Genomic DNA, 24,759 nt, shown 5'->3' with positions numbered 1-24,759 from the left:
CCGCTGCGGGTTGTACATCTCGCCGGGCAAGCACGGCCGGCTGCACCGGGACAAGTACTTCGCGCGCGGCGAACCGATGCCGGTCCTCGCGATGGTGGGGATGGACCCCATGCTCTTCCTCGCCAGTTGCTTGGAGGTCCCGCTCGGCGTGAACGAGTACGAGTGGGCGGGCGCCGTCAAGGGCGAGCCGGTGGAGGTGATTCCCGGACGGCATACGGGGCTGCCGCTCCCGGCGCACGCGGAGATCGTCATCGAAGGCTTCGTGCACCCCAACGCCCGGCTGGTGGAAGGGCCCTTCGGCGAGTGGACCGGGTACTACGCCAGCGGAAGCCGGGAGGAGCCGGTGATCGAGGTCAAGGCGATCTACCATCGCAATAACCCGATCCTGATGGGATGTCCCCCCGAGAAGCCCCCGTACGAGGCGCACCACTTTCGCAAGTACCTCAGATCCGGCCTGCTCCGCAAGGCGCTCAAGGACGCCGGTGTTCCCGGGATCGCCGGGGTGTACTGCCATCCCGTGGGCGGATGCCGGCTCCTGTATATCGTCGCGATCCGCCAGATGTACGGCGGCCACGCCAAGCAGGCGGGGTTGCTCGCCTCGCAGGTACGCGCCGGCGCCTATCTCAACCGCATGGTCGTCATCGTCGATGACGACATCGACATCACCGACCTCAACGACGTGATGTGGGCCGTGCTGACGCGGGCCGATCCCGAGCAGGATTACGAGATCATTCGACGGTGTTGGAGCGGTCCGCTGGATCCCGCCATCCATCCCGATCGCAAGGGGTTCAACTCCCGGGTCATCATCGACGCGACCCGCCCGTGGGAATGGAAGGATCGCTTTCCGACCCCGATCGGACCAACGCCCGAGTACAAACGGCAGACGCGCGAGACCTGGGGCTGGCTGCTCCGCGGGGACGGACGGCCCCCCGAGCGGTAGGGCGGATCCCACGTGGGGGCTTCCCCACGCGGGCCGCTGCGGACTCGGTGATGGTCAAGGTCTCGGGCCTCGTCAAGATCTTCCGAGACGGGCGCGCCGCCACCACCGCGTGCGACGGCATCAGCTTCGACGTGCCCGCGGGGAAGTTCTTCACGCTGTTGGGTCCGTCGGGGTGCGGCAAGACCACCACGCTGCGATCGATTGCGGGGCTCGAACGGCCGGATGCCGGAGAGATCGAGCTCGACGGCGCGGTCGTGTACTCTTCATACCGGAGCGTCTTCGTCCCACCCAACCGCCGGGATATCGGTATGGTGTTCCAGTCTTATGCGATCTGGCCGCACATGACCGTCTTCGACAACGTCGCCTTCCCCCTGCGGGTGGGCCGAACGCACGGCGGACGAGCGGCGTTGACCGGCAAGGTTCGCCACGCGCTGGCGACGGTCCGCCTGGATGAGTTGGAACAGCGCCCGGCCACACGCCTCAGCGGCGGACAGCAGCAGCGCCTCGCGCTGGCGCGCGCGCTCGTGCGTGAGCCGAAGGTGCTCCTGCTCGATGAGCCGATGTCCAACCTGGACGCGAAATTGCGCGAGCAGATGCGGCTCGAGCTCCGCGCCCTTCAGCGCCAGCTGGGCATTACGACGATCTACGTGACCCACGACCAGGTCGAGGCGCTGGCGATGTCCAACACCGTGGCGGTGATGCACGAGGGGCGCATCGTGCAGCTCGGGTCTCCCCGGGAGATCTACGAGCGGCCGGTCAACCGGTTCGTGACCGACTTCATCGGGTCGACGAACCTCGTACCGGGCCGCGTCGTCGCGGCCGCGGGCGGCGACCGGTATCGGGTGGAGACCGCGTGCGGTCCGCTGGTATGCGCGATCCCGGAGGGGGCCGCAGCCGGCCGGGAGGTCACCGTCTCCGTGCGGCCGGAGGACGTGTCGATCCACGAGCGGCCGCAGCCGGAGGGCGCGTGGGAGGCGACCGTCGAGCAGGTCGTGTTTCTCGGCGAGTGCATGGACTGCCGCCTTGCCGTCGGCGGCCAGGTGCTGCGGGTCCGCGCGCACCCTTCCGTCGTCGTGCGGCGGGGGGACCGGGTCTTCCTCGCGCTGCGCCCGGAGCGCTGCATCGCCATCCGGCCCGAGGGCGTATCGTGAGCCAGGCGCCCATCGACCCCGAAGCGTTTCATCGATTTGAAGTCGCCGGTTGGGGAAAGGTCGGAGACGCCTACGATCGGTTCTTTGGACCGATCACCGGCCGCATCATCGATCCTCTGCTCGATGACGCCGAGGTGGGCCTCACCTCACGGGTGCTCGACGTCGCCACGGGCCCGGGGTACGTCGCGGCGCGAGCGCGCCAGCGCGGCGCCTCGGTGATCGGCACCGACATCGCCCACGAAATGCTCGCGCTGGCCCGCCGACGCCATCCGGAGATCGAGTTCAGGCATGGGAATGCCGAAGAGCTTCCCTTTCCCGACGCGTCGTTCAGCGCCAGTGTCGGCAACTTCGTGCTGCTCCATCTGGGGCGGCCGGAGCGAGCGGCCGCGGAGTGCGTTCGTGTCGTCGCCCCCGGCGGCGCCGTCGCGTTCTCGGTGTGGGACGTCCCCGAGCGGGCCCGCATTTTCGGCGTGTTCGTGGAAGCGATCCAAGCCGCGGAGGCTCCTCCGCCACCGGATCTTCCTCCGGGTCCTCCGTTCTTTCGCTTTTCATCGGATCAGGAGTTCTCCGGGCTCCTGCGATCCGCCGGTCTGGTGGACGTCAACGTGCGATGCATCGCATTCACCCACCGTGTTCCCGGGCCCGAAGAACTGTGGCGCGGCGTGATCGAAGGAGGGGTGCGCACCCCGGCGATGATTCTGCGGCAGAGCGCCGACACCCAACGGCGCATCCGGTCGGCATTCGACCGCCTCGTCGAGCCATACGCCGTGCAGGGCGGTCTCGACGTGCCGGTCTCGGTCAAGCTCGCGTCGGGGAGGAAACCGCCGGCCGGCCGATCTTCAGGCCGCGCGCTAGGAGGGCAAGATGATGAGTAGATCAGGTGGATTTCGCGCGGCGCGGCGGGCCGTGGTGATTGCGGGGATCCTGCTCGGCGCGGCGGCGGTCGCGGCGCGGGTCGATGCCGTGCCCCTCTCGCTCGAAGACGCCGCCAGGCAGGAGGGGAAGGTCGTCGTCTACGGGTCCCTCGAGTCCGAGACGATGGACGCGATCCAGAAAGTTTTTACGCAAAAGTACGGGGTGAGCATTGACTACTGGCGGGGCGCCAGCAACAAGGTCATCGACCGGGCGCTCACGGAGTTCCGCGCCGGGAAACCGTCGTTCGATGTGGTGCTGACCAACCGCGGTCCCATGCGGTTGTTGAAGAACGAAGGGGTGTTCGCCAAGTACCTCTCGCCCCAAAACGCCAACTTCCCCGCGAGCACCAAGGACCCCGACAACGTCCTGTCCCCGATCTACCGCATGGCGCTTATCGGGATCCTCTACAACACCAAACTCGTGAAGCCCGAGGATGCCCCGAAAGCCCTCGAGGACTTCCTCAGCCCCAAGTGGCGCGGGAAGTGGGTGATTCCCGACCCCACGCAGCACCCCACGACCGAACAGTGGCTGCGTAATCTCGAGAAGCTGTACGGCGCGGACTGGCTTCCCCTCGTGCGCAAGCTCGCCGAGACCAGACCGATCGTCGTCGAGTCCTTCATCCCCGCGGTACAAAAAATCATCTCGGGCGAGGCGCTGGCCGGGATCACGTACGTGAAGTACGTCCGCCTCTACGGCAAGGACGGCGCCCCCCTCGACTACGTTCGGTTGCCCAAGATGCTCTCCGAGGGGCACACCGCGGCCCTTGCGGCCAGGGCCCCGCACCCGAACGCGGCCAAGCTGTTTGAGAACTTCCTGATCTCTCGAGAGGGGATGCAGATCGAGGCCGACCAAGGGGAGTTCGTGACCGCGAAGGGCATCTATCCCCCGATCAAGGACGCGGAGGCGATTCACGCGGTCGTGTTCGATGATCTGACGAGCGAAGAATTCAAGAAATGGGCGGCCGAGTTCCGCCCGCTCTTTGTCGCAAGGTAACCGCCGCCGCGCGCGCGCCCGATGAAGGCCGGCCTCCTCGCGCTTCCCCGGGCGGGGCCGGCCGCGGCCCGGTGGCGGAGTGCCTTCCCGCTCCCGGCTATCGGGCTGGCGGTCGTGCTGGCCTTTCTGAGTCTCTACCCGACCGCCATGCTCTTTTACGGCAGCTTCACCACGGCGCCGTTGGGTCAGGCGGGGAAACTTTCCCTTGCAAACTACATCACGGCCTACAGCGACCCCGGGACGTTCACCGTGCTGCTCGACTCCTTCGTGTTTGCCTTCGGGGCTTCGGCGCTCTCGGTGCTCCTCGCGCTCGCGCTCGCCTGGGTGACGGTTCGGACGAACGCCCCCCTGAGGAGCGTGTTCGAACTGACGGCGATTATCCCCAACATCCTGCCGCCCCTCCTCATCGCCATCTCCTGGACGCTGCTCCTGAGCCCGTCCGTGGGGCTCCTGAACGTCATGCTGCGGGGCATCGTCCACGTCACGCAGGGTCCCCTAAACATCTACTCGCTCCCGGGCCTCGTCTTTGTCGAGGGCCTCGTCTTGACGCCGCTGGCTTTCCTGATCGTGAGCGGCGCCATGCGCAACATGGATCCGGCCCTCGAGGAGTCGGCGCGCACCGCCGGCGCGGGCCACTGGCAGGTCATCCGGCAGGTGACCCTGCCGCTCATGCGCCCGGCGATCCTCGCCGCGGCCACCCTCAACTTCGTGCGGGCTTTGGAGAGCTTTGATACCCCCGCCATCATCGCCCTGCCGGCCCGGATCGAACTGTTCACCACGAAGATCTTCCGCGAAGCGCTGGCCGCGTACCCCCCCAACTACAACCTCGCCGCCACCTACGGAGTCAGCCTGCTTGCCGTGGCCCTGATCTTCGTGGCCCTCTACCGCCGCTTCACGTCGCGGGTCGAGGCGTTCGCCACCGTCACCGGTCGGGGATATGCGCCCCACGCGATCGACCTGGGCCCGTGGCGGTTCGCGGCCTCGGCCGTAGCGGCGGCCATCCTGATCCTGATCGTCGTGCTCCCCGTGGGGATGCTCTTCTTCATTTCCATCCTCCCTTTCTACCAGGTCCCCACGCTCGAGACACTCCAGCACGCGACCCTGGTCCATTACACACGCATCTTTCACAACGACCGTGTGTACCGGGCGCTCGGGCACAGTCTCTTCCTTGCGATCTCGGGGGCATCGGCGGCCATGCTGCTCGCCTCGCTGATCGCTTACGTCACCGTCAAGACCAAGATCGCCGGCCGCGGTGTGCTGGAAGGGTTGACGTTCCTTCCGTGGGCGTTTCCCGGCACCGCCTTTGCCATCGGGTTGCTTTGGGCGTACGTGAACGTGCCGCTCCCGATCTATGCCACGATTTGGATCCTCTTGATCGGTTACGTGACCCGATTCCTCCCCTACGGCCTCCGGTCCGTCACCAGCACGATCATCCAGATCCATCGAGAGATGGAAGAGGCGGCGTGGACGAGCGGAGCGGGGTTTGCGGCCACGTTCCGGCGCGTGCTGATCCCTCTGATGCGCCCGGGGCTCGTGGCCGGCTGGATCGTGCTCGCGACGATCTTCATGCGTGAGTTCAGCCTGTCCCTGTTCCTGTACACCCCTTCGTCCGAGCCCGTGGGGCCGCTGCTCTACTACCTCTGGCTCGACGGCCAGGCGGGATCCGTGGGCGCGCTGGGGTTGCTCATCAGCGTCATCTCTGCGGTGCTCATCGTCGTGGCTCGACGCTACGGCCGCCTCGACAGGTGACGCGCGTCGTGCCGGTGAAGGTGCACCGCACATGCATGCGAGGAGGACGATCCATGTGGCGCAAATGGACGCTGTGCGGGGTGATGTGGATGGCCACCGCCGTCGGCCTCCAACCCGTTCAGGCCCAAACGGACCTCGTCGCCGGGGCCAAGCAGGAGGGGCGCGTCGCCGTCTACGGCTCCATGGAGTCGCCGATCTTCGACGTCATCCAGGCGCTCTATCGGGACAAGTACGGGATCTCCGTGGAGTACTTCCGGTTGGCCACGAACCGGCTCCTGGACCGCGTCCTGACCGAAGTCCGGGCCGGGAAACCGCAGTTCGACGTGGTCCTCACCAACCTGAGCCCGATGCTGATCATGAAGCGGGAGGGGGCGTTCGGCAGGTACACGTCGCCTTCGTACGCGGCGTTCCCCGCATCACACCTCGATCGCGACGGCATACTGTCGCCTCCCTACCGGGCGGTCGTCATCAGCATCCTCTACAATACCCGGCTCGTCCCTGCAGCTGAGGCCCCCAAGGCGCTCAGCGACCTCCTGAGCGAGAAGTGGAAGGGCAAGGTGGTGATGCCCGACCCCACCCAGCACATCACCTCGGCGGTCTGGCTGTCCAATCTGCAGAGCGTTATGGGTTCGGAGTACCGGCCATTTGTGGAACGGCTCGCGGCGCAATCCGTCCTGGTCGACTCGTTCGATCCGGCGATGCAGAAAGTCGCCTCCGGCGAGTACCCGTTGGGCCTGAGCTACGTGAAGTACGTGTACGTGATGGGCAGACAGGGAGCCCCGCTCGATTACGTCCGCCTCAACCCGGTGCTCGCGGAGGTCCATAACGTCGCGTTGGCCGCCCGGCCGCTCCATCCCAACGCCGCGCGGTTGTTCATCGATCTCCTCACCTCCCGCCTCGGCCTCCTGGCGCTGGCGCAGGCGGGGGAGTTTGTCCTCGTGCCCGGCATCTACCCGCCCATCAAGGACGCCGGGGCGCTCCACATCCGGCTCATGCGGGACCTGGACGAACAGCAGCTCGGGCGGTGGCGTGGCGAGTTCGGCGCCTTTTTCAGGAAGCGGTGAGGAGGGCGGACGCATGAGTGGAAAGCAACGCCGCGGCTCGGGTCCCGCATACGGATCCGATCTTATTGTCGATGTTCTCCGGGACCTCGGCATCGAGTACGCGGCCCTCAACCCGGGGGCGACGTTCCGGGGGCTGCACGATTCCCTCGTCAACTATGGCGGCAACGAACAGCCGGGCATCATCCAATGCTGCCACGAGGAGATCGCGGTGGCGGTGGCGCACGGCTACGCCAAGGCCGCGGGAAAGCCGATGGCGGCCATCGTGCACAACGTCGTGGGCCTCCAGCACGCCAGCATGGCGATCTTCAACGCCTGGTGCGACCGCGTGCCGATGCTGGTGTTGGGCGGGACCGGCCCGATGGCCGTGGAGAAGCGGCGGCCGTGGATCGATTGGATCCACACCGCGCTCGTACAAGGGAATCAGGTGCGGGACTACGTGAAGTGGGACGACCAGCCGGCCAGCCTCCCTTCGGTTCCGGAAGCGATCATCCGCGGCCACCGGATCGCGCTGACCGAGCCGCAGGGGCCGGTGTATCTCTGTTTCGACGCGGAACTCCAGGAAATGGTCCTGCCGGAACCGATCCCGGTTCCTGACGTGACCCGGTATGCGCCCCCGTCCGCCGTTCAGGCCGATGCCTCGGCGCTGGATCGTGCCGCGTCACTGCTGCGCGCGGCAGAGCGGCCGGTCATCATCGCCCAGTACCTCGGCCGGAACCCCGCGACCGTCGCCGACCTGGTCCGGCTGGCGGAGCGCCTCGCGGCACCCGTGATCGACCTCTTCGAGCACGGACGGTTCAACTTCCCGAGCACCCACCCGCTCGACCTGACGGGCGCCGAGGGGGAGCTGCTCGCGTCAGCGGACGTGGTGCTCGGGCTGGATGTGTTGGATCTTCACGGCGCCCTCGCGCGCGCCGATCGCCTGACCCGGCGGTCGGAACCTATTCTGCCAGAGTCCGCCAAGGTGATCCATATCACGCTGTCGGAGCTCGGCGTGAGGAGCTGGGTGACGAGCTATCAGCGTCTCGCACCGACCGACGTGCCGATCCTGGCCGACACCGCGGTCGCCCTGCCGGCGCTGGTCGCGCTCCTTGCGGGACAGGCGGACTCCCCCATCCGGCGGGCTCGCGCAGAGCACCTGCGGGCAAGGCACGACGCGCTTCGCCGGGATGCGCGGACCGCGTGTGAGGAGTCCTGGAACGACCGGCCGATCGCGCCGTCGCGCCTGGCGTCCGAGGTGTGGGACGTCCTTCGGGGTGAGGACTGGGTGCTGGCAAACGGCACCCTCGACGGCTGGGCCAGGACCTTGTGGGAGTGGACCCGGCCGGACCAGTACCTCGGCTCCAGCGGCGGCGCAGGGCTGGGGTACAGCGCGGGCGCGTCGATCGGCGTCGCGCTGGCCCACCGCGGGACCGGGAGAGTGTGTGTGGATCTGCAGCCCGACGGCGATCTCTTGTACACGCCGAGCGCCCTCTGGACGGCCGCCCATCACCGGATCCCCCTCCTCTTTGTGATCTGCAACAACCGCTCGTACTTCAACGACGAGAATCATCAGGCGCTCGTGGCCCGGGCGAGGAACCGGCCGGTCGAGAACCGGGTGGTGGGGATCCGGATCGAGGACCCGGCGGTGGACTTCGCCGGGATGGCTCGCGCGTTTGGGGTGCACGGTGAAGGTCCGGTTGAAGATCCCGCGCTCATCGCTCCCGCCGTGCGGCGGGCCCTTCGGGTCGTGAAGGAGGAGCAGCGGCCGGCCGTCGTGGACGTCGTGATCCGCCCGGAGTGATGGCATGATCGTCGATTTCCAGCACCATTTCGTGCCCCTGGAACTGGTCACCCGCCGGGGCTTTACCCCCGGGGAGCGGCGGAACCTGATCGAGGGGGGCATCCCCAAGCTCACATTGCACGAGAAGCTCTACGACATGGACGGTCAGATCCGCGACATGGATCTGGCCGGCATCGATCTGGCGGTGCTCTCGTGCAACCTGGGCTGGGACGCGCCGCTCGAGGACTGCAGGCTGATCAACGACCGGCTGGCGGACATCGAGCGGCAGTACCCGGGCCGGTTTGTCGGCTTGGCGCATGCCCCCGTGCACGAGCCGGCAGGGCTGGCCGAGATCGAGCGGGCGACGAAAGAGTTGGGCCTCCGCGGAGCGACGATCGCCTCCCAGGTGAACGGGCTGTCCCTGGACGCGCCTACGCTCGCGCCTTTCTATAGGAAGGTTGTTGCGCACGACTTGCCGGTCTTCGTGCACCCTGCCCAGATCCCGGTGGGCTATGCGCTCCTCGGGGAGTACGACCTGGCCCGGATCATCGGCCGCGAGGTTGACCTACAAGTGGCGGTGACCCGGGTGATCGCCGGGCGCATGATGGAGGAATACCCGACGTTGAAGCTCGTCTTCGCGCATTTCGGCGGTGGCGTCGCCGCGGTAAAAGAACGGCTTGCGGCCAAGGCGGGACGGTTCGGCACGCTCCGGCGGCCGTTTGAGGAATCGTTCGATCGCCTCTACTTCGACACGGCGGGGTTCGAGGGGGGGCCCGTCGCGCTTCGATGCGCGGTCGCGGGGATCCGGCCCGACCGGCTGGTCTTCGCCACCGATTATCCGCAGGACTTCACGGGAGCGACCACCCAGACGGGCAAAGGCCTCGCGGGGATCCAGGAGTACGCGGGATTGGTCCGAACCCTCGGGCTGCCCGGCGGGGCGGCGGCGGCCATTCTGGGAGAGACGGCGGCAGGTCTTCTCCACCTCGATGGCCGGCGCTCGCCGTGACCGCGCGCGACATCGGAGGGTACACGCATGCCGTACCATGATCTGCGCGAGTTTCTCAAGGCCCTGGAGGGTGCCGGGAGGCTCCACCACGTCCGCTCGGAGGTGGACAAGACGTGGGAGGTCGCCGCGGTCAGCCGTCTGGCATTCCAGGACATTCCGGAGGAGCAGCGGCCGGCCCTGATGTTTGACCGTGTCGGGGGCCACGACATCCCGCTGTGCGTCGGGGTGCTGGGAGCGTCACGGTGGGTGTACGCGCTGGCGCTGGAGACCGAGCCGGAGGGGATCCCCGAGAAGTGGGCGCACGCGCAGCGCAACCCGATCCCCCCCAGGCGGGTTGATGCCGGTCCGGTTCACGACGTGGTGAAGCGCGGGGACGCGGCCACCCTGCTGGAGCTACCGGTGCCGATTTGGACTCGCCAGCACGACCCCGGCCCGTATCTGACGGCTCCCTGCGTGATCACTCGGGATCCGGGGACCGGGATCCTGAACGTCGGGACCTACCGCTGCCAGATCAAGGGGCCGCGCAAGATCGGGATGTGGGTCAACTTCCTCCAGCATGCGCGTCAGCAGGTCGAGCCCCAGCGCCTCGCCGGCAAACGCGTGCCCGTGGCGATCGTCCTGGGTCCGGACCCCAAGGTCGGCCTGTGCTCCGTGTCGCGGATCGTGTACGGCGTGGACGAGCTCGCCGTGGCGGGAGGCTTGCGTGGCGCCCCGCTCGATGTCGTCTCGTGTGTCACGAGCGACCTGCCGGTCCCCGCCACCGCTGAGATCGTGATCGAGGGAGAGATCCTGCCCGATCTCGAGGAGGAAGGCCCGTTTGGAGAGTACACCGGGTACATGGGGCCCAAGGCCGACTCCTATGTGGTCGAGGTGCAGGCGATCACGCACCGCCGGAACCCCATCTTCCAAGCGTTCCTGAGCCAGATGCCGCCGAGCGAGTCGAGCTGCATCCGTGGATGGGGGCGGGAGTGCGCGATCCTCAAGCACCTCAGGGATCTCCGCCTTCCCGTCAAGGATGTGCATTTGCTGCACGCGGGCGGGGTCGCGGCGTATCTCGCGATCTCGATCCGTCCCCAGTATCCCGGTCAGGCGCAGCAGGTGATGTGGGCGGCGTGGGCCGTCGATCCCGCGCTCGGCAAGATCACGGTGGTCGTGGACGACGACATCGACGTGCGCGACCCGTTCCAGCTCAACTGGGCGCTCTCCTGGAGGGTCCAGCCCCACAAGGACATCGCGATCATCCCCAACACAGCATCGGTCCGGCTCGATCCGTCGCAGGCCGCCGAGGAGGTGACGCAGCTGGATCCCTCGCGGCGGCTCTCCTCGAAGATGGGCATCGATGCTACACGGAAGCACACGTATCCCGCGACCTCACTGCCGCCGGCCGAGGATCTCGCCCGCGCCCGGACGCGGTGGGCCGAGTACGGGTTCGCGGCCGTGGTGGACCCGGCGCGGACCGCCGCCACGGGCCGGGCCCGCTAGCGCCGGCGGGCGGCGACACCGGGTCAACCGTGGCGAAGGCGACCCTGCCCGACCGGCTCGCCGGCCTGCTCCGCGCGGGCTCTCCGGTGGTGCTCTTGACCGTCGGCGCGGACGGGTGGGGCCACGCCGCGATGACGTGGGCCGTGGCGGTCGCTCCCGATCGCGTGCGGTTCGGGGTCGACCACGGGAGCAGGACGCTGGCCAACCTCGAACGCGACGGCAAGGCGGCGCTGCAGGTGATCGGCCGGGAGAACATTCTGGCGCTGATCAAGGGCCCGGCGCAGATGCGGCGCGCGCGGATCGCCGCGGCCCCCTTTCCGATCGCGCTGTGGGAGATGGCGGTCACCGAGGTCAAAGACCAGTCATGGGCGCCTGTGGTGGTCTCCCCGCTGGCCTACGAGTGGACCGGCCCGCAGGCCGATGCGCTCCGACAAATCGAGCAGGCGGTCCTGGCCGAACTGCGCGACTGGCCCGACTCTATGGAGGAGTGATACATGCAACGTCTGGGCCGGCCGGGCAACACACTTTCGACGGACGGTTGTATGGATGCGAAGCTCTGCGGGAGTTCTGTCGCGGGCCTTGCAGAAAGTTGGAGGAGGTTCAGAGAGGTATGAAGGGGAAACCTCCCGCGAACCTGTGGTAGTGATTGGGAGAACTGAGGCTCCAGTTCGGAGCCAGGGGGAGGGACTCGAGAATGGACCGCGTTCTCAGATCAGGCCCGCGCAAGAAGCTCAACCGGCGTCAATTCCTCACGGCAGCAGGGACCGGGGTCGCCGCGGCGGCGCTCGGGCGGGTGGCGCCGTGGGACGTCGGAGTGGCCCCCGCGCAGATCAAGGGCACGGCGCTCCGGATCCTGACGTGGAGCCACTTCGTGCCCGCGTACGACAAAGCCTTCGATCAGTATGCCGTCCAGTGGGGAAAGGACAACGGGGTCGAGGTCCGCGTCGACCACATCAGCATCGACGACCTCCCGGCCCGCATCGCCTCCGAGCTCGCCGCGGGCGCGGGGCACGATATCTTCCAGATGAACGGGCAGATCCAGACGACCTTGTACTACCAGCACATGGTGGACGTCTCGGACATCTGCGAGAAGCTCGGCAAGGCCGGCGGCGGCTGGCTCCCGATGGCACCCAACCTCTCCGTGGTGAACGGGCATTGGTACGCGGTCCCAGAGTTCTATATTCCGATCCCGGTGATGTGGCGCGGGGACCTGTGGAAGGAATACAATCTGCCGTCTCCATCCACCTGGGACAACATGCGCACTGCCGCGCGGATCGGGAAGTCTAAAGGCCATCCGACCGGGTTTGCCATCTCCCACTGCAACGACGCCAACCACAACTGGCGGGCGGTGTTCTACGCGTTCGGGGTGCATGAGACCGACCCGTCCGGCAAGGAAGTCGCCTGGGACTCGAAGGCCCTCCGCGAGGCGATGCAGTTCAGCAAGGCCCTGTGGTCGGAGGGCATGACCTCGGAGGTGTTCTCCTGGGACAACGTCTCCGACAACCGGTATCTAGACTCAGGGGTGGCGCTCTACATCCACGACGCGCTCTCGTCCCTCTTCTCCGTCGAGGATAGCAACCCCACGTTGTTCAACTCGATCAACGCCGCCGTCCCCGGCGCAGAGCCAAAGGGGCCCGCGCGGAGCGCCGCGGTCGTCGACGTCACGGTCCTCTCCATCTGGAACTTCTCGAAGAACCAGGCGGGAGCGAAGGCGTTCCTCGAGCAGTATGGCGGCGACCTCAAGTTCTCGATGGAGGCGAGCAAGGGCTATAACATGCCGTATCTGAAGAAGTGGTATGCGAAGCCGATGCCCGGCATCGAGAAGCATCTGCCCAAGCTCGAGCTGATGCAGGACTGGGACAAGGTGGGGCTGGTCTTCGGGTATCCGGGCCCCGCGGCGGCGCCTGCGGCCGAAGTCCTCGCGACGTTCGTGCTTCCCGACATGCTGGCGAGATATTGTCACGGGGACAGCCTGGAGGGCTCGATCAAGTGGGGGTTGGGCCAGATCAAGGGCATCTACGCCAAGTACAGGTAGGCTGAAATGCACCGGGGGTCGAGGTGAGCGAAGATGTGGCGACTCCTCTTCTCGATCGCCTTGAGCGGGGGGCTGGCAGCATCGTTGTACGCCGCGAACGGCCAGGCGGCGGTCCCGTTGGCCGTGACCATCTCACGCCTGCAGATGATCGCCTCGGGGCGCGTGGGGTTCAACGTGGCGATCGCAGGGTTCCAGCCCGAACTCCGGCCCACCATCGAGGGAAGGGCCACCCTAGGCGGTCAAACGGTCGAGGGGCCGCAATCACCTTTGACCGCGTCTCGCATCCCCGCGTTCTTCGACCTTCCCGCGGGCAGGGTCCGAATCGGGGGCGATGCCTCCGTGGCGGAGTTCACGCCGGTCCCGCCGTTCACAGAGAACACGCCCGTCGCCATCGAGCTCACCGTGCGCCAGGGCGGCGAGGTGGCTACCGCGCGCCAGACGGGGGTGCTGCTGCTGCCCACCGTCATCGTTCCCGGCTACCTGAACGATATGGCCGGGAAGCCGGACCAGGCGATCATGTCCGTACTCGGTCAGCGTGGGTATGATGCCGGAGGAGCCTCGCCTAACCTCTTCTGGTTCACCTATCCCTCTCGCAGCCTCGACTTGGAAAAAGCTGCGTGGGCCCTGGCAGCCTACGTCCGCGACGTCGTGCTCCCCGCGTCGTACGCCGCCCGTATCAACGTTGTGGGGTACAGTCTAGGGGGCCTCATGGCCCGTTGGAACCTGGCGTTCGAGCCCGGATGGGACCGTCTCGTGGACCGGTTCGTCATGGTCGGAGTGCCGAACGAGGGGGCGGTCATGTCCTACGTCGACGCGTGGTATCCCCTGGCCGCCCCATGGGCGGGGACGCCGGCCGCCCGCAGCATGCTCCCGACGTTTCCGTTCTGGCGTCCCGCTCCCGGAGCGCCATGGGGCTTCCCGCCGAACGCTCAGAACCCCGTGCTGGCCGAGCTCAACACCCACGCTCTACCGGAGAGGGTGCGGGCCTACGCCTTCTTCGGCAACCGGCAACCCGACCCCGATGGCCGGGGAACCTGGGCCGGAATCACGGGTCAGCTTCCGGGGGCTCGGTTTTCGCCCGGGCCCGGCGATGGGATCGTGCTCGCGGCCAGCGCGCTCGGGTTGCCCATCAACGGCGGCGCCGGTGTGCCCGGCCTGGCCGACCGCCTCGTCATGAAGGTAGATCTTGGAGACGTCCGCCACCTATCGCTCCTTGGGGCGGCGAGCTCGAAAATTGCGGATGTGCTCGTTGATCAAAAGACGGCGGATCGAATCACCCCGTCGAGCGGGAACGACACCGCGCTTCCCAGTCTGAGGGGCGGCTTCCTCACGGTGCGTGGGGGCCAGTGACGGAGTAGCTTCTGCGGATCGTCCCTACGTCTGCCGCTGGGGCTTCCAGGACTCGAACCGCAGCTCCAACTGGCGCAGCGCCCACATCAAGACGATCGCCGCGCTCGCCAGGATCACGATGCCCACGAAGACTCGGTCGGTCTGAAACGTCTCCCCCGCCACCGCGATCTCGTAGCCGATCCCCGCGGTCGCCGCGTACAGCTCGCCGACCACGATGCCAACCAGCGCCTGCCCGAGGCCCAAGCGCAGGCCCGCGATCAGGAACGGCACCGCGCCGGGAAGGACAATGGTGGTGAAGATCTGCCGGTCCTTCGCGCCAAAGGAGCGCGCGGTGCGGATGAGCGATTCGTCGGCCGCGCGGACACCGGCCTCGGTGCTGATGAGGACCTGGAACACAGCCACGAGAAACACGACCGCGACCTTCGACCAAATGCCGATGCCGAGCCAAATAATGAACAGCGGCACCAGTGCGATGCGCGGGGTCGAATAGAGCGCGGAGACAAACGGCTGCAGCGCCGCGGACACATCCCGGTACCAACCCATCGCGACGCCGACCAAGATCCCCACGACGACCGCCCCGAAATACCCAAGCAGAAACTCGGTGCCGCTCACCCGAATGTCTTTGGCCAGGACGCCTTCACGCGTCATTTGCAGGAACGTCGACACGATGCGGCTCGGGGAACTCGTAAACAGCGGGTTGATCATATGCAGCCGCACGACGCCCTCCCACGCAATCATGAAGAGCGTCACCGCGGTGGTGCCGATGATGCGCGCGCGCAAGGCTGGGGAGACCTTCCCGCCCCCGCGCCGGCGGAGGAGGGGGGCGGCTCTCTCGCCGCGGCCCGGCAGCGTTTTCTCCTCAAGCATGCGCCACGCTCCGAAGGTTCAAGCGGACTTCCTCTTCGATCAGGCTCCAAATGTGATCCTCGAGCTCCAGGAACGCCGGCGTGCGCTTTACGCGCAGCTCCCGCGGGCGCGGGACCGCGACCGGGAGGATGCTCTTGACCCGTCCGGGACGGGCCGACAGCACGACGACCCGGTCGGCCAGGTAGATCGCTTCGTTGATCTGGTGGGTAATGAAAATCGCCGTGCGGCGGGTCTGCTGCCAGATCCGCATGAGTTCTGCCTGCATGAACTCGCGCGTCTGCGCGTCCAGAGAGGCGAATGGCTCGTCGAGGAGGATGACCTCGGCGTTCATGACGAGCGCACGCGCCAGGTTGACGCGCTGCTGCATCCCCCCCGAGAGCTCCGAGGGGTGGTAGTGTTCGAACCCTTCGAGGCCGACGAGAGCGATCATCTCGCGGGCAGGGGGGAGCGCTTGGCGTAGCGGCACGCCCTGCAGTTCGAGCCCGTAGGTGACATTCCGTAGGACCGTGCGCCAGGGAAGCAGCGACGGGCTCTGGAAGACCATCGCGCGGTCACGCCCTGGGCCCGCGATCGGCTTGCCATCCAGCAGGATGCGCCCTTCGGTCAACGGCAGCAGCCCGTCGAGGCAGTACAGGAAGGTCGTTTTGCCGCACCCGCTCGGCCCCACCAGGCAGAGAAACTCCCCGGGCTGGACGTCCACCGTGAACCGCTCCAGCGCCAGGGTGGTGACCCCCGTGCGTGGGTTCTCGTAGCGGACGGTGACGTCGATGGCCTCGAGCTTCGGGCTCACGACTCATCCCCCCGGGGCACGGGCCTCACGTGTTTACCTTCGTCGAGACCGGCGCGGCCGCCTTCGCATTCGGGAGGCGGAAGAGCTCGATGGCGTTCTGCCCCAGGATCCGCCGCCGCACCGGGTTGGAAAGGAAGGGAAGATCGTAGATCGCGCTCGGCAGGTCAAAGTCCCAGTGAGGGTAATCCGACGCGTAGAGCAGCTGCGTGTCGGCGCGGATGGCGCGAAAGGTCGCTTCCAGAAACTCCAAGTTCGACCGTTCCAGCGGCTGCGCGGTGTAATAGAATTCCCGCATGTAGTCGCTGGGCAGCTTCTTCAGCAGGGGAGCCTCCGACGACCGCATCAGATACTCGTTGTCCAGCCGCTGCATGAGGAAAGGGATCCAGCTGAGGCCGCTTTCCATCCAGATCAGTTTGAGACGCGGGAAGCGCTCCGGGATGCCGTTGATCACCAGGTTGGTCAGGTGGACGATGTTATAGAGGGTCCGGCCGACGCCGTGGGCGGACAGGAACTTGTTGAATTGTTCCGTGAGTCGGTCCTGCCAGTTGTACGTGGAATGGAAGGCGAGCGGCATCCCGCGCTCCTCGATGGCGGCATACACCCGCGAGTAGTGTCGATGATGGACCGGCCGGTGGAACGTGCTGCCGACAACGTACCCGACCACGCCCCGCCGGTCGCCGAACTCCTGCACCATCCGGTGGCACGCGTCTGGATCGTTGAAGGGTAAGGCGATCATCGTCAAGAGCCGCGGCTCGTCGGGCAGAACCCGTTCCGTGATCCACCGCGCGTAGGCACGGTGGAGCGCCACCTGCACATCGACCTCGGGGAGGATGCCCATGTTGATGAGCGCAGTAGGGAAGAGCATGGCATAATCGATTCCCACGGCGTCCATGGCGCGCTTGACCACACCGATGTCGGGGGTACGCGGTTCGGCCGCTTTCTCCGCGGCGCTCAGCCCGTAGCGCTGGATGCGTCCCCCCACCGTGCGGTCGCCGACGGGTCCGCGGGGCAGGATCGATCCGGCCGCCCCGGCCGGGCCGGTGGAGACCTCGGCACGCCGGCGGATGACCGGGTCCTCGATGTAGGAGACGATCTCCGTCCAGGGGGCATAGGTCGAGTCGTAATGATGGGCATCCACGTCGACAATCGGGAAGGTCGAGTAGGCACGCGCCGATGCTTCGATGGCAGCGTTCTCCAGCAGCCGGCCCACGTCCATCGCGTGGTCCCGGCCCTTGAGCGCCGCCGTCCTGAGCGCCTCCGCTGTGATCGGCTCCGGCATCTCCTTACCTCCAGCTCGACCCACTCGGTGGAGCTATTTGGGCTTGTCGATGAGGTGCTGCCACATCACCAGCTCGAAGAGCTCCACGTCCGCGGCTCTCAGCATCCGCCCGACGGTGTGTCCCACGGCCGTGGCGGTCGGCACCGTGCCCGGCGGGAACGGCTCGAGCGTCTGATCCGAGTCGAGCTTGGCCGCATAGAGCCGCACTGCCAGTGCGAGCAGCCGTTGTACGAGTGCGTCCGGGATCGTATCGGGATCTACTTCGTCGAGCGCCGCGGCCCACCGATCGAGCTGCGCGTCCAGGGCCGCCGCATCCGGCGATTCAGATCCGCACATAGACCCCATCCTCGCGTTCGACCACGGGGTACGCCGTCAACCGAAGCTCGGGGGCGGCGGCGCAGATCCCCGTTGAGATCTCATACTCGTACCCGTGCCACGGGCAGACCAGGTGCATCTCCTGCTCGGAGAACCGTTCTCCGATCACGTCCCGGTCGGCGCTCAGCACGGCCTCCACCTTGCCGAGCAGCACCCCCAGGCACACCGGCCCTCCCTGATGGGCGCAGCGGTTCTTGTAGGCGTAGTAGCGGCCGCGCCAGCGGAAGACGCCCACCATCCACTCCTCTACGCGGACGAGCTTCCGCTCTCCCTCCCCGATCTCGCCGGCCCGCGCCACGAAAATCTCCACGCCCGTGATACCGCCCTCTGCGACCGCCTCGGTCACCCGCCGCCACCCTGCACAAACTGCAGGTCGGTAAAGTCGCTCTCCCGCAGAGGCCTGTTCGGGCCCGCGTGCGACTCCTGTAACACCTCGGTGTCGAGCTGGATCTCGGTCCGGACCGCTTCCGCGGGCGGGATTCCGGTCGGATTCCACGTGTCCTTCAGCAGGTCGTAAATTTGGGACGCCTCGCTCGGAGAGCTGTGGAAGTCGTGCTGGAGCACGGCGACGACCGCGTCCTTGCGGGTGAGGATCACGCGGAGCGCGTCCCGCTCCGCCGCCACGGCACGCCGGATCACGTCCGGCTTTGTGCGGATCTCGGCGAGCGACGTGACGAGTCCCGCGCCGAAGAGGCGCATCGTGGTCAGGGAATTCCCGATGACTTTGTAGCCCTCTTTCTCCAGCCTCAACGCGGGGCCCACCTCGACGGTTGCCGCGGCGGCCAGCCCTTTCTGGAGCACGCCCACCTGCGCTCCCGTCGTTCCGACGTAGAGGAGCGTGTAGGATCCCGGAGCGACTCCCGCGCGCCGCAGCAGGTATTCCGTCACGAGGCTCGTGGTGTCGAGCGGCGCTTTGACCGCAACGGCTCCGCCGCGCAGCTGTGCGAGCGCCGTCACGTCTTTCGCGCCCACCACGAGCATGACGGGGGCCTTGCTGGCGAGAAACACGACCCGCAGGGGGCGGCCCGTCTCGGCCGCCTTGGCCCCCGAGCCCGCGCCGGTCCAGAAGTCAATCTCTCCGGCTTGGAGCGCCGCGAACGCTGTCGGCGGCTTCATCGAGACGATCTGGACGTCCAATCGGTGCCGGGCGAAAATCCCCAGGTCCCGCGCCAGGTAGACGTCCGTGAAGGGATCAGACACCGAGGGCACGGCGATGGTGACCCGAATCAGGGCGGGCGGCGCCGTCGCTGTCTGCGCGGCCGGCCCACCTGGCGCCGGCGTGCCCGCCGACCACGGCGCGCTCGGACCGGCCGCGACGGCGGCAACGACCAGCACACACCAGAGCCAGGCAGCGCGGCCTGTCCTGGACGTCCCCGTCATCGCAGGCACCCCCCGACAAGGGCGATGTGAACGACGAATGATATAATAATATAATAATTAGCAAGAGCGTGCATACTCCACTCGAGCCATCATCTGAGGAGCGCCGTGGAGGACTTCAAGCAGTAGCTCGTCACAGAATTCATCGAGGAATACGAGGATGGTGCTCTGAGGTTCTTCGCGCAGCACCTGGAGGGGTAGGGTCTCAGAAGCCTGCAGCGGCCAGTGCGCCGCCGTCGACGAGGAGGTCCGCCGCGGTGATGAACTCCGCGTCGTCGGAGGCTAGGAAGAGGGCCGCCTTGGCGGCGTCGAGAGGAACCCCATTGCGTCCCACAAGGTTCTTGACGCTGCCGCCCTCCCGCACGCTGTCCTCGCCGACCGGCGAGCCAATTCGGTTCGGCGTCAGCGAGTTCACGCGGATCCGATAGGGGGCGAGCTGGATGGCCAGCGACCGCGTGAGGTTGAGCACTCCGCCCTTGGCCGCGGTGTAGGCCGTGGCGTTCGGCCGGCCCCGGTGGCCGGACGTGGAGGCCATATTGATGATGCTCCCACCGCGGTCCTGGTGAACCATCTGCCTGCCCACGTGCTTGCTGCACAAAAAGACGCTGGTCAAGGTGACGCGCAGGACCCGATCCCATTCGTCTTCGTCGAGCTCCAGGACGGTCTTGCGGTCCGTGATGGCGACGTTGTTCACCAGCACATCGATGTGGCCGAAGCGCGCCACCACCGCCGCGACCATCCCCCGCACATCGTCCTTCTCCGAGACATCGCAGACGAACGGCAGGGCGGCGCCCGCACGGATCGCGTTGATGCGATCGGCCACCATGCCCGCTCGGCCCCGATCCATATCGGCGATGGCCACCCGCGCACCCTCATGGGCAAACAGGAAGGCGATCGCTTCCCCGATATTCCGCCCCGCCCCCGTGACAATCGCGACCCGGCCCTCCAGCTTCATCCGTCTCTCCTTTCTCCTGGACGATATCGGTAATGGCGCGCGGCCTCTTCGAGGGTGACATAGCCGTCGAGCAGATCGGCGGCGAGCGACGCGGGATCGCGCTGCGCCGGATCACCCAGGCCGCCGCCGCCGGGTCGCTCGAGGCGTAGAATATCGCCGGCGCGTACCTCCACATCGCCGCTGCGGGCCGGTAGGCGCCGCTCCTCTGTCCCGGGGTTGACGATCAGCGCCCCCGGCCGCCCCGGGTGTCCGCCGTCGAGGCCGCGCGGGCTGGTGGTGTGCCGGTCCATTCGCGCCGAGAGGCGTGCGTTGTCGAGAAGCTCGTACTCGCGCACGGCGCCGAGTCCACCTCGCCAGCGGCCCGCGCCCCCTGAGTCGGCCCGGAGTTCGAACTTGCGCAGGCGGACCGGAAACTCGCTTTCCAGGATCTCCACCGGCGTGGCGCGGCTGTTGCCGACGTGCACGGCCACGGCGTTCACTCCGTCGCGCCCCGCGCGCGCGCCGAAGGCCGAACCGAACAGTTCGTACTGCACCCGGCCGTCCGCCCAGCCGAGGACGATGCCGCCGGTTCCTCCGCTCTCCGCGATGCGCTGCACGCCGGCCACCTGGCCGAGGGCCCGGAGCACCACCTCGGTGCAGATCTGCGCCGTCGCCATATACGAGCTCACCGGGGCCGGGGACCGGGGGTCGAGCAGCGTACCCGGCCGAAACGTTGTCTCGACTGCCTCTGCGAGGCCGCGGTTGACAGGCAGCTCGGGGTCGATCAGGACTTTGAGACAGTAATAGCAGACGGCCCGGACCAGCGGCGGCCGGATGTTCGCGGGACCGCGTGTCTGGCGATCGGACTCCGACCAGTCGAACCGGATGCGGTCGCCGGCGATCTCAACGGCCAGACGGATGCTGACGGGCCGCCCGATGGTGATGCCGTCATCGTCAATCTGCCCTTCGGCGCGGTAGACGCCATCCGGCCAGGCGGCGACCGCCCGTCGCACCGCCCGCAGGGTCCGTTCGGCCAGCGCCTGCGTGGCGGCTCTGAACGTGTGGGCACCAGAGGCGTCGAGCAGGGCCAGAAGACGTCGCTCCCCGAGCCGCGTCGCCCCGATCTGCCCGCGCACATCGCCGGTCACCAACTCGGGCGTGCGGCTGTTGGCGGCGAAGATACACTCGACCTCGGGCGTCCACCGGACTGCGGGGAGGTGCAGCCCTTCCTGGTAGATCTCCTGCGCCCGGCCGGAGCCCGATCCCGGAACGCTCCCGCCGATGTCGGGCTTGTGCGCAATCGACCCGGCGAACCCGACGAGCGCGCCCTGGGAAAGAATGGGCGTGAGGACGGCCACATCGAGCGCATGGGGACTTCCTCCCTCGTAGGGGTGATTGATGACGAAGACGTCGCCCGCGCTCAGCTCCGGACGGGGGTAGCGGCGCAGCACGCCTTGGACGCAGGCGGGAAACGCGCCGAGGTGCAGCGGCAGCACCGTGTGCTGGGCGATGACCTCGCCTGCCTCATCGAGGAGCGCGCAGGAGGCGTCATGGGATTCGCGCACGGCCGTCGAATACCCGGTCCGAAAGAGCGCCTGCTGCATCTCGCGCACGATGCCGTCGAGCCTCGCCCGGAGCACCTCCACCGTCACCGGATCGATCATGCCGTCAGCACCACGTTCCCGCTCACGTCGCAGCGCAGCCGGAAGCCCGGCGGCACGACGATCGTCGAGTCGTACTGCTCGATGATGGCAGGGCCGGAGAGCTCATCGCCGGCGCCGAGGCGCTCCCGATCGTACAGCGGCGTGTCGACCCAGCCATCGAACCAGGCGCGCCGTGCACCGCGGCGGGCTCGAGAATCGGGCGTGCCCGGGAGCGCGTTCAGTCTTGGAGCGGGTGGCTGCGGCACCAACCCGATGCCCTGGCAGCGATAACTCACCAGCTCGACCGGCTGGTTCGGAGCCGCGTGGCCGAACCGCTCCTCGTGCAGGCGGTCGAAGGCGGCACGCACCTCGGTCGCCGGGAACTTCCCCGCCGGGACGGGGACCGTGAGCTCGTACCCCTGTCCGGCGTAGCGAAGGTCGAGGGCGAAGTCGCAGCGCCGCGCATCCGGTCCGAATCCCTCGCGCGCGAGATCCTCTGTGGCCTGTCTCCCGAGGTCCGCCAGGGCCCCTTCCACTTCCGCGCGCGCCACGGCGTCCAGCCCGCTGAGCTGCGAGCGCACGTAGTCACGGCGCACGTCGGAGAGCAAGAGGCCGAACGCCGAGGTGGCGCCGGGATGCGGAGGGACGATGATCTGGGGGATGCCGAGATCATGCGCGACGAACGCCGCGTGCACCGGTCCGGCCCCGCCGAACGCCACCAGGGGAAAGGCGCTGACGTCGTAGCCGCGTTCGGTGGAGATGGACCGTACCGCCTCGGCCATCTGCACGTTGATGAGCCGCACCACCCCCGCGGCCGCCTCGGCCAGGGGCAGGCCGAGCGGATCGGCCACCTGTTCCTCTAGTGCCCGCGCCGCCGCGATCGGATCGAGGCGCACGCCGCCGCCGAGGAATCGCTCGGGGTTGAGGTAGCCGAGGACCACGTCGGCGTCGGTGACCGTCGGCGTCGCGCCGCCGCGCCCGTAGGCGGCCGGGCCCGGATCGGCGCCCGCGCTCTCCGGACCCACCCGCAGAGCCCCGAGGCCGTCGACACGCGCCAGCGTCCCGCCGCCGGCGCTGACGCTGTGAATGTCGAGCATCGGTACCGCGATCGGCCGGCCCGCCACCGCACCCCGTGTGGTGATGTTCGGACGGCCCCTCTCGATGAGCGCCACATCGCAGGAGGTGCCGCCCATATCGAAGCTGATGACGTTCTCGCAGCCCGCACGAAGGCCGATCGCCGCAGCAGCCGTGACGCCGGCCGCCGGGCCGGAGAGCACCGTCGTCACCGGGACGCGGGCGGCCTGGGCAAACGTAGCTGTCCCCCCGTTCGATTGCATGACGAGACGCAGCGCGCGTGCCAGACCGCGGGCCCGCAGGCCCGCATCCAGCGCGGTCATGTAGCGGCTGAGTTGCGGGCCGAGGGCGGCGTTGGCGACCGCCGTCGAGAAGCGGTAGTACTCACGGATCTGAGGCAGCACCTCCGACGAGGCCGTCACCCACCACTCAGGATGGCGTGCGCGCAGGCGCGCCACCGCCTCCCGTTCATGCTCCGGCCTCAGGAACGAAAAGAGGAAGCATACGGCCGCGGCGTCGACTCCCTCGGCTTCCAAACGCTCGATCGCCCGGTCTACCGAGGCGGCGTCGAGGGGGCGGAGCACCTCGCCGCGCGCACCGACGCGCTCGTCCACCTCGGCCGTCCGGCGGGGCGGGCAGAGGGAAGGCGGCCGATCGAAGAGCAGGTCGAACGTCGGCCGCCCGTAGGGGCGTGCCTGCTCCCCGACCTCCAAGATTCCACGGAAGCCCCGCGTCACGAGCAGGCCCGTCCGGGCGACCTTACCCTCGAGCAGGGCGTTTGTGCCGACGGTCGTCCCGTGCAGGAACAGGACGATGTCGGCCGCCGGCGCTTCGACCGCATCGACCCCTTGAAAGATCGCCCGCGCCGGCGCATCGGGGGAGGACGGGACTTTGCGCACGGTGAGCCGGCCCGTCGCTTCGTCAAGGAGGACGAAATCACAGAAGGTACCGCCGGTGTCGACGGCCAGCCGGTAACGGTTCATCGCGTGTTCGTTCGTCCGTTCAGCTGCGCGCGTTCCGCGCCCCCGCGGCTGCGACGCCGTCACGGCAGTTTGCGCAGGACGCTCACGTCCCGATCCGTGCTCCCCCGGCAACGTGCGGTCGTCCGGCATACTCCGGCGCGTCTTCAAGGTACACGATGGCGTCGTATCCCAACAGCTTGAACAGGCGATTTTGCGCGGAGAGCAGCACGAGGGGACCATCCGGATCGGCGTTAAAGAGTTGGTGGACGGTGTTCTGCGGCACATACAAGAAATCGCCCGGCCCGACCTCCCAGCGGATCGGTTCCTTGGCGACGCGCGCGGTGTACCGCTCCCCGATCTCGGCCTCCACGTCCCACTCGAGGCCGTAGCCGCGCCCCGCCATGACATACAGCACCTCGTCGGCCATATGCCAGTGTTTCGCCGATCGGCTGCCCCCGGAGATCTCCTGCTGATAGACATCCACGCTGAATACGCGCACGTCGGTGCGTGCGGGTGAGGTGATCACGCGCACCCGGCCGTCGCGGGTGGTCTCCCAGCGCGTGTCGGAAGGCTTGACCACCTTTTTGCGCGCATCGACGCCCGGCGTCCACAGGCGGGACCAGTCTTCCGGCGGCCCGAAGCGGTCGCCGTCCGCCACAGGGCCACTCCGGCCCTGCTGAATGAGGCCGAGGTACATATACGCCGCCTTCGCCTTCACGGCCAGCGCCAGCGCGCGCCGCTCGGGGTCGGCGTTATAGTGTTGGTGTACCGAATCGTTGTGCACGATCACGAGGTCATCCTTCTCCCAGTCGTACCGCCGGCCGTCGTGAATCTCGAAGCCGCGGCCTTCGAGGATATAAAATGCCGCCTCGTTCTGGTGGCCGTGCCCGCGGTTGGCGCCGCCGGGAGCGAGCTCCACGAAGTGCACCTGAAGGGTCTGCGTGAGAAAGGGCTCATCGCCCGGCCCCAGGACCCACCAGGCCCGAGAGCGATCGGAGCCGTCCGAGTAGGCGA

At 67.7% G+C, this 24,759-nt stretch carries 22 protein-coding genes; 12 read left to right on the top strand and 10 right to left on the bottom strand.

Translation table 11 applies throughout. The features are described from left to right. From VFP86_13630 to VFP86_13575, 12 genes are all read left to right on the top strand, one after another. Nucleotides 1–940, top strand: a 940-nt coding sequence (locus tag VFP86_13630; GenBank protein ID HET9000678.1) for a UbiD family decarboxylase, incomplete at its 5' end; no start/stop codon positions are given. 50 nt (nucleotides 941–990) lie between these two features. After that, nucleotides 991–2,091: an ABC transporter ATP-binding protein gene (locus VFP86_13625; GenBank protein ID HET9000677.1), complete on the top strand. Its 1,101-nt coding sequence runs from the start codon at nucleotides 991–993 to the stop codon at nucleotides 2,089–2,091. Continuing rightward, nucleotides 2,088–2,966 (top strand): class I SAM-dependent methyltransferase, encoded by an 879-nt coding sequence (locus VFP86_13620; GenBank protein ID HET9000676.1) that lies wholly within the window; start codon nucleotides 2,088–2,090, stop codon nucleotides 2,964–2,966. Before VFP86_13625 ends, VFP86_13620 begins: the two co-directional genes overlap by 4 nt. Further along, nucleotides 2,956–3,999, top strand: a complete 1,044-nt coding sequence (locus VFP86_13615; protein HET9000675.1) for an extracellular solute-binding protein — start codon at nucleotides 2,956–2,958, stop codon at nucleotides 3,997–3,999. The genes VFP86_13620 and VFP86_13615 overlap by 11 nt, the downstream gene beginning before the upstream one ends. A 21-nt stretch (nucleotides 4,000–4,020) precedes the next feature. Next, nucleotides 4,021–5,748 (top strand): iron ABC transporter permease, encoded by a 1,728-nt coding sequence (locus tag VFP86_13610; GenBank protein HET9000674.1) that lies wholly within the window; start codon nucleotides 4,021–4,023, stop codon nucleotides 5,746–5,748. 53 nt (nucleotides 5,749–5,801) lie between these two features. Then, nucleotides 5,802–6,812, top strand: coding sequence for an extracellular solute-binding protein (locus tag VFP86_13605; protein HET9000673.1), 1,011 nt, complete (start codon nucleotides 5,802–5,804; stop codon nucleotides 6,810–6,812). A 13-nt stretch (nucleotides 6,813–6,825) separates the two neighbouring features. Beyond that, complete coding sequence (locus tag VFP86_13600) at nucleotides 6,826–8,592, top strand: thiamine pyrophosphate-binding protein (GenBank protein HET9000672.1); 1,767 nt, start codon at nucleotides 6,826–6,828, stop codon at nucleotides 8,590–8,592. A 4-nt stretch (nucleotides 8,593–8,596) separates the two neighbouring features. Continuing rightward, on the top strand, nucleotides 8,597–9,577 hold the full coding sequence (locus tag VFP86_13595; protein ID HET9000671.1) for an amidohydrolase family protein: 981 nt from the start codon (nucleotides 8,597–8,599) through the stop codon (nucleotides 9,575–9,577). Between the two features lie 27 nt (nucleotides 9,578–9,604). After that, nucleotides 9,605–11,059, top strand: coding sequence for a UbiD family decarboxylase (locus tag VFP86_13590; protein HET9000670.1), 1,455 nt, complete (start codon nucleotides 9,605–9,607; stop codon nucleotides 11,057–11,059). A 29-nt stretch (nucleotides 11,060–11,088) separates the two neighbouring features. Beyond that, nucleotides 11,089–11,550, top strand: coding sequence for a pyridoxamine 5'-phosphate oxidase family protein (locus tag VFP86_13585; protein HET9000669.1), 462 nt, complete (start codon nucleotides 11,089–11,091; stop codon nucleotides 11,548–11,550). A gap of 203 nt (nucleotides 11,551–11,753) precedes the next feature. Beyond that, a complete protein-coding gene (locus VFP86_13580) occupies nucleotides 11,754–13,094 on the top strand; it encodes an extracellular solute-binding protein (GenBank protein HET9000668.1) in 1,341 nt (446 codons plus the stop codon). 33 nt (nucleotides 13,095–13,127) lie between these two features. After that, nucleotides 13,128–14,444, top strand: a complete 1,317-nt coding sequence (locus VFP86_13575) for a hypothetical protein (protein ID HET9000667.1) — start codon at nucleotides 13,128–13,130, stop codon at nucleotides 14,442–14,444. Between the two features lie 24 nt (nucleotides 14,445–14,468). Here the strand turns inward: VFP86_13575 and VFP86_13570 are convergent, their stop codons facing one another. The 10 genes from VFP86_13570 to VFP86_13525 form a co-directional block, all read right to left on the bottom strand. Continuing rightward, nucleotides 14,469–15,311 (bottom strand): ABC transporter permease, encoded by an 843-nt coding sequence (locus VFP86_13570; protein HET9000666.1) that lies wholly within the window; start codon nucleotides 15,309–15,311, stop codon nucleotides 14,469–14,471. Then, entirely contained in the window at nucleotides 15,304–16,101 is a 798-nt protein-coding gene (locus VFP86_13565) for an ABC transporter ATP-binding protein (GenBank protein HET9000665.1), read from the bottom strand. The genes VFP86_13570 and VFP86_13565 overlap by 8 nt, the downstream gene beginning before the upstream one ends. A gap of 25 nt (nucleotides 16,102–16,126) precedes the next feature. Beyond that, a complete protein-coding gene (locus VFP86_13560) occupies nucleotides 16,127–17,380 on the bottom strand; it encodes an amidohydrolase family protein (protein ID HET9000664.1) in 1,254 nt (417 codons plus the stop codon). 33 nt (nucleotides 17,381–17,413) lie between these two features. Beyond that, nucleotides 17,414–17,716 (bottom strand): hypothetical protein, encoded by a 303-nt coding sequence (locus VFP86_13555; protein HET9000663.1) that lies wholly within the window; start codon nucleotides 17,714–17,716, stop codon nucleotides 17,414–17,416. Beyond that, nucleotides 17,703–18,101 carry a Rieske (2Fe-2S) protein gene (locus VFP86_13550; GenBank protein HET9000662.1) on the bottom strand — a complete coding sequence of 133 codons (399 nt, stop codon included), beginning with the start codon at nucleotides 18,099–18,101 and terminating at the stop codon, nucleotides 17,703–17,705. Before VFP86_13550 ends, VFP86_13555 begins: the two co-directional genes overlap by 14 nt. Then, on the bottom strand, nucleotides 18,098–19,135 hold the full coding sequence (locus tag VFP86_13545) for an ABC transporter substrate-binding protein (GenBank protein ID HET9000661.1): 1,038 nt from the start codon (nucleotides 19,133–19,135) through the stop codon (nucleotides 18,098–18,100). The genes VFP86_13550 and VFP86_13545 overlap by 4 nt, the downstream gene beginning before the upstream one ends. A 202-nt stretch (nucleotides 19,136–19,337) precedes the next feature. Beyond that, a complete protein-coding gene (locus VFP86_13540; GenBank protein HET9000660.1) occupies nucleotides 19,338–20,087 on the bottom strand; it encodes an SDR family oxidoreductase in 750 nt (249 codons plus the stop codon). Next, complete coding sequence (locus VFP86_13535) at nucleotides 20,084–21,730, bottom strand: hydantoinase B/oxoprolinase family protein (protein ID HET9000659.1); 1,647 nt, start codon at nucleotides 21,728–21,730, stop codon at nucleotides 20,084–20,086. The genes VFP86_13540 and VFP86_13535 overlap by 4 nt, the downstream gene beginning before the upstream one ends. Then, nucleotides 21,727–23,766 carry a hydantoinase/oxoprolinase family protein gene (locus tag VFP86_13530; GenBank protein HET9000658.1) on the bottom strand — a complete coding sequence of 680 codons (2,040 nt, stop codon included), beginning with the start codon at nucleotides 23,764–23,766 and terminating at the stop codon, nucleotides 21,727–21,729. The genes VFP86_13535 and VFP86_13530 overlap by 4 nt, the downstream gene beginning before the upstream one ends. 82 nt (nucleotides 23,767–23,848) lie before the next feature. Beyond that, a partial coding sequence (locus tag VFP86_13525) for a cupin domain-containing protein (GenBank protein ID HET9000657.1) occupies nucleotides 23,849–24,759 on the bottom strand: 911 nt, incomplete at its 5' end.

Source organism: bacterium (assembly GCA_035703895.1).
Taxonomy (GTDB): domain Bacteria; phylum Sysuimicrobiota; class Sysuimicrobiia; order Sysuimicrobiales; family Segetimicrobiaceae; genus Segetimicrobium.
The sequence above is the reverse complement of the archived record's forward strand: the minus strand, read 5'-3'. Positions and strand labels throughout refer to the sequence as shown.